We start from the raw sequence: 6,483 nt of genomic DNA on the forward strand, positions 1-6,483 counted from the left end.
TTCTGTCTACAAAACTGCATTAGATAAAAAACACGTTACTATTCTCATTAAAATAAAAGAATAGTAACGTGTTTTTTGGTTTGGAAAAAGCATAAATCCTATAGTTCATGAATCTGGGAGTGCTTCTAATCTGCCATTGATGAGTTACTGAAAACATTTTGTTTTAATGGAAGTTTCACTCTAAATGACAACATGAGATTTTCGATATTTACCAGGTGTTTCATTGGTGAATTTTTTGAAAATTTTAGTGAAATAACTTTGATCGCTAAAATTAAGCGAAGCGCATATGTCTGATAAGGGATAGGTGGTGAAAGTTAATAATTTCTTTGCTTCTTCGACTCGTTCACGTTGAATGTACTCAATTAATGAAATACCGACCTCTTTTTTAAATAATATAGATAAATAATCTGAATTCACATTTGCAAATTTAGCAAGTTGTTTAACAGATATTGGATTGTAAATATTTTTAAAAATATAGTTTTTGCAAATAGCAATAGTCTGTGAATGTTGCTGTGTTTTTTGTGCCTTTACACGGTCTGCAAAGGTGGAAAAAGCATTTTTTAATAAATCCCAAACAGATTCTTTGTCTTTTAAATCTTCTGTTCTTTGAATATGTAAATCATAAATTTTGTAAGCAATCCCAGATGGAAGTCCCCCTTTTATCGCATATCTAGTAGCGAGCGTGATGGATGAAATACAAATGTTTTTATGACGTCTTAATTGATGGAATGAAGATAAAGATGAAAGAGTCTCTTGTTGGAATTCGTAATAATATTTGAGTACGGTTTCTTTATCCCCGTTTTCTATAGATCTAAGTAGTTGCTGCTCTATATATAAATTATGATAAATGGATTCGTCTTTTTGCATTGAAATATATACATCTTCGTTTAAGATTCTGCTATGACTTATATGAACTGAGTCACTGTTATTTGAAAAGGTGCTTACATCTGAATTTTTTTTATAGAGAATGTTATAAAACAATATTGCTATATTTACAAAGAAATTTTGATCTTTCACTGACAATGAAAAATAACGGTCTCTTGTTCTTTTATAATTCGGAATAAAATTAAGGTTACTATCCACTTTACTTGTAGAAAAATTTACATGTGCCATGGGCCCAATAATAATAGTACCGTTCACCATATAATCACTCTTTATGTGAATTAAAATGAAGTGCCCTAGATGTTCGTGAGTTCTGAAGATGGGAGAATTATATGTATCATTTCTTTGAAAAAGCATATGTAACTGTTCTATTTTTGATGTATACAACGAATGTGAATCATTTTTTGATTTAAATTTTAAAAGAATATTGTTGTTACAATCTAAAAAACAAACTGGAATTTCGAAAGATTGGAAAAACATATTGCAAATGTACTCTATCTCAACTAGACTGAGCTTTTTAGTCATATTCTTCCTCCTTACAGTTATGCGTGATAGTTGAATAATTATATATTCCTTTTTTCATAAGTAGAAACGGAAAATCTTTATCAATAAAAAATATAAATAAAAGTTATAAACTTCTAAGAATAATACCATAATTTAACATGAATAGCACATATTATTTGAATATACAGGTAATAGTTTTGGACAGTAGCGTAAAATATGAATCGTCACACTTATTTGTTGGTTATTACTTATATGTATCAAAAAAGGATTAAGATTGGATTTTAAATAGGGATAGGAAGGGAGAAATGAATGGATTGACAGTAAGTGATTAGTCGAAATTAGCAGTGAAAGCTATTATGTAACAATGTAATAAGTCTTGAAGTAGAGATATGAGGGTAATTCAGGGGAGAAAATTACATATATCATGCAGAGAGACAACGTAATAATAGAAGATAAGTAAAGTGAATAAGTGATTGTAAACAATGGATTGTTGGACGACTATGTTTTATGTTATTGGTTTAAATCTGATACTTGGCACACTATTGCTTGTAAGAAGGTAATAGTAATAAAGAGATTTTTAAAATGATACAAGTAGTAAAGGGGAAAAGAGAAATGAAAAAAATATTTAGTGTGCTTTTAGTGTTTTTCTTAACATTTTCTACATGGTCTAGTGTATTAGTAAAGGCAGATTCACCATCTAAAGGTACTTTAACGATTCATAAGTATGCACAAGAAAAAGATGGAGTGCAGGGACTAGAAGGTGACGGTTCTGCAAATCAAGAGGTGCCAAAAGATGCGAAACCATTAAAAGGTGTAACGTTTGAAGTGAAAAGGGTTGCTTCTTTTGAAAAAATTTCAAATGATGGGAAAATCGTAAAAGAAGATGTGAAACCTGTAATGGGAGCCACTCCAAATCAAGTAGTAACAGATGATAATGGACAAGCTGTATTAAAAGATCTTCCGCTAGGACGTTATGAAGTGAAAGAAGTAGCAGGACCTCCACATGTTAACCTAAATCCCAATACGTATACAGTGGATATTCCTTTAACGAATAAAGAGGGTAAGGTGCTAAACTATGATGTTCATATGTATCCAAAAAATGAGATTAAACGTGGTGCAGTGGATTTAATAAAAACTGGTGTAAATGAAAAAGCATTAGCAGGTGCAGTATTCTCTTTATTTAAAAAAGATGGTACAGAAGTGAAAAAAGAGTTAGTAACAGATGCTAATGGTCATATTCGCGTGCAAGGATTGGAGTATGGAGAATACTATTTCCAAGAAACAAAAGCTCCGAAAGGCTATATAATAGATCCAACTAAACGTGAGTTTTTTGTTAAGAATTCCGGAACAATTAATGAAGATGGAACTATTACTTCTGGTACAGTAGTTAAATTAGAAGTGAAAAACTATGAAGAACCAACAATTGATAAAAAGATTAACGCAAAATTGGAAGCGCTACCAATTAATCCTCTAACTAATTATAATTATGATATTAAAACATTAATTCCTGAAGACATTAAGGAATACAAAAAATATGTGGTAACAGATACTTTGGACAATCGTTTAGTGATTCAAGGAAAGCCAATCGTGAAAATTGATGGAGCAGAAGTAAATGCAAACGTTGTTGAGGTAGCTATAGAAGGTCAAAAAGTAACAGCTACAGTAAAAGATTTCACAAAATTAGATGGTAAAAAAGAATTTCATTTGCAAATTAAATCCCAAGTAAAAGAAGGGGTACCATCTGGTTCGGAAATTTTAAATACAGCAAAAATTGATTTTACAAATAAAAATGATGTAATGGGAGAAAAGGAGTCTAAACCTGTAGTTGTTGTTCCAACAACTGGAATAATTGAGTTAACAAAAATTGATGGTGCTAATAAGAATAAATTAAAAGGTGCAGAGTTTGTACTTAAAGATCATAATGGAAAAATAGTTGTCGTAGCAGGAAAAGAAGTAACAGGTGTATCTGATGAGCATGGTGTTATTAAATGGTCTAACATTCCATATGGAGATTATCAAATTTTTGAAACGAAAGCACCGACATATACAAAAGAAGATGGTACAAAAGCTTCTTATCAATTATTAAAAGACCCTATTGATGTAAAGATTAGCGAAAATAATCAAACGGTTAAATTAACGATAGAAAATAATAAAAGTGGATGGATTCTTCCGGTAACGGGTGGTATAGGAACGACTCTTTTTACTGTAATAGGCCTTACTTTAATGCTTACAGCGGCACTTGTTTTCTTTAGAAAAAAATTTGCTAGAAATTAAGATTTTAGGAACATGTAACTATATGAAAAGGGGAGAAGCAAAATGCTTTCCTCTTTTCGATATTTAAGCATATACAGAGGTGGAAATATGAAACGAAATCTTGTTTTGGGGGGTATTTTTTTATTTGGATTAGGTATTTTTTTATATCCTACTATTAGTAATTGGTTGGCGACCCGTGCACATTATTCTGAGATTAGCTCTTACGATAAGAAGATTAAAGCGCTACAAAAGAAAGAAGTCGAACGTAGGGAAAAAGAAGCAGCCGAATATAATAAACAAGTTCAAACTTCCATGAAAACATTTACAGATCCATTTTCTGAAAAAAAAAGTAATCATCAAGCGTATGCTGATGCGTTAAATTTAGGAGATGTAATGGGGTATATTGAAATATCGAAAATTAATATAAAACTGCCAATCTATCAAGGGACCTCTGAGGAAGTATTGAGCCGCGGGATAGGTCATTTAGATTTTTCTTCGCTCCCGGTAGGTGGAGAAAATACCCACACTATTTTAACAGGGCATCGTGGTTTACCATCAGCAAAATTATTTACAGATTTAGATAAGTTGAGTGAAGGAGATCTTTTTTTTATTCATTCTTTAGACAAAGTTCTTGCTTATAAAGTAAATCAAATTAAAGTAGTGTCACCACATGAAACGGACGATCTACAAATTGTAGAAAATAAAGATTATACAACTTTAATTACGTGTACGCCTTATGGAGTAAACACCAATAGATTGCTAGTTCGAGGTGAGCGTGTGGAGTTAAACGAGAAAGAAAAACAAAAAGTGAGTACAGAGATATTTATATTTAATAAGTGGACTGTAATAGTTACAATCCTATTGTTATGTGTGCTTCTAGTCGTAATTTATAAGAAAAAGTTAACTCGATAGAATGTATTTATCCTGCATTAATGGGAAGTGGGACCGGAAATTCAAAGATAAGTAAAGACGGTATATAGGGGATGAAGTAAATCATCATTAATAAAAATTCATTTTATTCGACTATAGAAAAAAACGGTAAAGGTGGGAACAAAGGAATTGAGGCTACGATTAAAGCTGGTAAGTATTCATTTTATTGTTTTGTTAATGTTAAGTGTAAGTTTTGTCGTATATGTACCAAAAGAAGCATATGGATCCACGACTACCTTAGAAGGTCTAGGAGATATATCGCGTTATAATGCTGTTATCTTTGGTAACCATAAAGCAATAGGTGGCGACATTGAAGGAGCAATTGCAGTTCAAGGTGATATGGATGCATCGGGGTATACGATTGTAGGTGCAGCAGCAGGAACATCTAATATAGTAGGTGAAAAATGGGTTGATGAGAGATATCCGTCCTTGTTATTGTCTGGAAAACTAAAAAAATCAAGAGAAGAATCTTTTATCATTCAAAACGGAATAGTCGTAATGACAAAAGAGAGTGATCCAGATCGCATCATACAACCTTCTTATGATCGTATCGTTTATAAAGAAAAACTAGAAATTGACGCGAAATTTAATGAATTTCGCAATATAGTGAACCAAGTTAGTAAAAATGCAGGTCAATATAAAACGAATGCCCCAATTCCAAATATGAGTCATGGAATCGGAAAAGATATAAACAATCCTAATATTTATGTTTCATCAGAATTGACAGAGAAAATCAATGTAGATATAAGAGATGTATTTTTGCCCAATGCTAAGGACAAAGATTTAATTGTAATGTATTCAGATGCAATAGAAGTTACATTTAAAAATGGGTCTATTCTATATGACACGAATAATATTGGAAAGGCTACAGATATAGTTCCTACATCACAACCATATTCGCCTAATTCCCCGTTTACTGAGCTATATGGGAAAATGATTTGGGTTTTTCCAAATGCGAAAAAAATTACAACAGAGGGATATGGTGTCGTTGGGAGTGTGTTTGCTCCCAATGCTGTATTAGAAACAAAAGGCGGTTCGATTAATGGACAAGCATTTGTCGGTGCAGTACAACAAACTGGTGGATTTGAATTTCACAATTTCAAATTTAACTGGCAACATTGGAACAAGCCTAGTATAGGAAAAGTGAAAATAAAAAAGGTTGATAGTAATAATGATAATAAAAAATTGGTGGGAGCAAAGTTTCATATAGAAGATTTAAAAGGAAAAATAGTTGGAGAACTAATAACAAATGAAGAAGGAGAAGTAATATCAAAAGACTTACCAATAGGAAACTATACCTTAGTGGAAATAGAGGCACCTAAAGGCTATGAATTAGTAAAAGATAAAATAACTGTAAAAATAGAAAAAGATGCAGTAGCAGAAATTAAAATAGGAAATAAGAAATTGCCCGATCCAATGGGGAAAATGAAGTTAGTGAAAGTAGATACGGGAGATAAAAATAAAAAGCTAGCAGGGGCAAAGTTTCATATAGAAGATTCAAATAAAAAAGTAGTTGGGGAGTTAGTAACAGATGAAAAAGGAGAAGTAATATCAAAAGACTTACCAATAGGAAACTATACCCTAGTGGAAATAGAGGCACCTAAAGGCTATGAATTAGTAAAAGATAAAATAACTGTAAAAATAGAAAAAGATGCAGTAGCAGAAATTAAAATAGGAAATAAGAAATTGCCCGATCCAATGGGGAAAATGAAGTTAGTGAAAGTAGATACGGGAGATAAAAATAAAAAGCTAGCAGGGGCAAAGTTTCATATAGAAGATTCAAATAAAAAAGTAGTTGGGGAGTTAGTAACAGATGAAAAAGGAGAAGTAATATCAAAAGACTTACCAATAGGAAACTATACCCTAGTGGAAATAGAGGCACCTAAAGGCTATGAATTAGTAAAAGATAAAATA

General features: G+C 31.8%; 4 protein-coding genes. 3 read left to right on the plus strand and 1 reads right to left on the minus strand.

Annotation, left to right across the window (positions count from 1 at the left end; genetic code table 11):
* Window positions 1–180 precede the first annotated feature (180 nt).
* Window positions 181–1,407 (minus strand): AraC family transcriptional regulator, encoded by a 1,227-nt coding sequence (locus BAQ53_RS12015; RefSeq protein ID WP_208906877.1) that lies wholly within the window; start codon window positions 1,405–1,407, stop codon window positions 181–183.
* A gap of 591 nt (window positions 1,408–1,998) precedes the next feature.
* On the opposite strand from BAQ53_RS12015, the gene BAQ53_RS12020 reads away from it, so the two are divergent.
* The 3 genes from BAQ53_RS12020 to BAQ53_RS12030 form a co-directional block, all read left to right on the plus strand.
* Entirely contained in the window at window positions 1,999–3,660 is a 1,662-nt protein-coding gene (locus BAQ53_RS12020) for an LPXTG cell wall anchor domain-containing protein (protein ID WP_199697352.1), read from the plus strand.
* Between the two features lie 87 nt (window positions 3,661–3,747).
* Window positions 3,748–4,551 carry a class C sortase gene (locus tag BAQ53_RS12025; protein ID WP_074593703.1) on the plus strand — a complete coding sequence of 268 codons (804 nt, stop codon included), beginning with the start codon at window positions 3,748–3,750 and terminating at the stop codon, window positions 4,549–4,551.
* Window positions 4,552–4,698: 147 nt separating this feature from the next.
* Window positions 4,699–6,483 (plus strand): SpaA isopeptide-forming pilin-related protein (locus tag BAQ53_RS12030; protein WP_208906878.1); only part of this gene is annotated, 1,785 nt, incomplete at its 3' end.

Source organism: Bacillus sp. B25(2016b) (genome assembly GCF_001679765.1).
Taxonomy (GTDB): Bacteria; Bacillota; Bacilli; order Bacillales; family Bacillaceae_G; genus Bacillus_A; species Bacillus_A thuringiensis_K.